This is a genomic window from Taibaiella helva, from assembly GCF_003545695.1.
Taxonomy (GTDB): Bacteria; Bacteroidota; Bacteroidia; order Chitinophagales; family Chitinophagaceae; genus Taibaiella; species Taibaiella helva.
This window is the reverse complement of sequence record NZ_QUZZ01000029.1, coordinates 1-2303: the sequence shown is the minus strand read 5'-3', so window position 1 is coordinate 2303 and position 2303 is coordinate 1. Positions and strand designations below refer to the sequence as shown.

General features: G+C 55.8%; 1 pseudogene. It reads left to right on the top strand.

Annotated elements, in window-relative coordinates:
• Positions 1–2303: pseudogene (locus DZC79_RS20970) on the top strand (hypothetical protein); the annotation flags it as partial.

Genomic DNA, 2303 nt, shown 5'->3' with positions numbered 1-2303 from the left:
AATGAACGCAAAATTTACTTTAAAGGCGGTATTGCTTACTGCTGCTGCTGTGCTCCTGGGCGCAGGCATAGCCCTGGCGCAGGATTGCACCGCCAATGCCGGTGGTAATGCTGTTGTATGCGGCTCTACTACCACTTTAACCGGCGGCGTATCGGGCACCGTAGGCGCCGGCAGCCCAAGCTGGAGCTTCGTATCCGGCCCGGTAACGCCGGTCATTGCCACACCAGGCGCTCTGACCACCAATGTAACCGGGATGACCGCAGACGGCGACTATGTGTTCCAGCTCAGCCATCCTTGCGGTACCGGGGTGGCGCAATCGCAGGTTACGATCACCGCGCACCCCAGGCCCTCATCCTTTACCGCTGGTCCGGATAAGACCGGGATCTGTGCGACTACCGGAATGGCCACGCTCGATGGGGTAATCCCTCCGGGCTTTACGGGCTCCTGGTCTGCTGTCCATATTTTCAGCAGCCAGAATTTCGGGACGGTGGTTACAACCAATTCCTCTTTCAGCGACAATACGATCGCCAATCCCGTCTTTTCCCTCATCAATAAGGCCAACCACGAGGTCGATCCCGCTTATTACGCTATTCTCACCATCGTATCCAATGATGGTATCTGTTCCTACAAAGACACGGCGATCGTGCGTTTCTGTCCCAACCCGGCACTGAATGTGAGCAATACCACAAAATGCATCGATACCGTTTCTTCGCAGTTCTTCGATTTTACTTCCGGCCCCGCTTTCAATAGCAGTACTTCCGGCTCGGCCGGCGCTGCGGCCAACGGCACAACCATTACCCTTAATGTAAGCAGCCAGCCGGCCGGAGGAAATATTGCTTTTGCCAGGATCGAAGGACGCCGGATCTATGTAACGGGCGCCGGCGTTCTGGGGACTTATACTTTCACCATTACCGTAAGCAATTGCTGTGGCACCATAACCTCACCCTCCATGACTTTTACCGTTACAGGCATAAACAGCCACGCGGTTAACTTCCAGCCCACGGGGCATGGGGCGCCGGAACAGCTGGCGCTTTATTCTGGTGGAAGCACAGGGGGAGAAGTACATTGCGGTATTGCCGGCACTTCGACTCCGGAACTGTTCTATTTCAGCATTAACCCTGCCGACGATCCCACCACGATTGTAACCACGGTTGCCAGCTCGGGGATATTGCCTCCCGGGGCCAGCACGCCTGTGCTTACGCAAACGGGCGCCGGTACGGCCAATCGCACGGTGAGCGTGGACCCGGGGGCCAGTGGCTGGAAAGTCGGCACCTACGTGTTTACTGTACAGGTGGGTACTTCACCTTGTTTCCGCTCCCAGAGCTACTATATCCATATCTCAGACAACAGCCGCCCGCCGCTTTTTGTACCTGATACCACAGCCTGTTACCCCGGCACCGGTAGTGTAAGCGCAACGATCAGGCTACCAGAGGTGTACCAGGGTGTGGTCAATAGCAGCTACTTCCAGGGGTTTAGCGGATATTATAATTTCCAGGTCTTGTCCAAGCCAGCCGGCTCAGCCACGCCCGTATTCACAGCCAGTAACCTGCGTCGCATTACACAGGCTACAACCACAGTATCCAACCTGGATAAGCCTGGCGACTATGTGATCCGGCTTATCCCCTTTTCCGGCAATGGGGCCGGGCCTTTCCTGGAGCAGGAGTACGCCTGTTCCGGCATCCCCGGACCGCTGCAATACGATTTTACGATTCATCTGAACCAGGTCATTAACGCGAATGCCGGCAGCGACCAAACGGGCGTTTGCGCCGACACTGTATCGCTTCTCGGTAATGCCACCGGTGCCGGCACAGGCGTGTGGACGGTGGCCTCAGCGCCATCAGGTGCCAGCCCGGTTATCGATGCAGCTACTAGCCCCGCTACCAAGGCGCGAAACCTTACCGTAATAGGACAGTATAAATTTGTGTGGACGATCACCACACCTTCGGGAGCCTGCAAAAGCAGCGATACTGTTTCTTTTGATGTCACTTGCGGTGTGCTCCCGGTTCGCTTATCCGGTTTCACGGCAACCCGCAAAGGCGCCACAGCATTGCTCGGATGGACGACCCTATCTGAAGCCAGCAATGAGGGCTTTGCTATTGAACGCAGCGCAGATGGCGAGGCATGGACCGGTATCGGCTTTGTAAGCAGCAAAGCTGCTGAGGGTAACAGCAATGAAAAGCTGGTCTACAGCTATACCGACAAGACACCGCTCAGGGGTAACAACTATTACCGGCTGAAACAAACAGACAAGGATGGTATCTACGAATACAGCGAGGTAAGGCAGCTGTCTTTCGAAAGCGGCA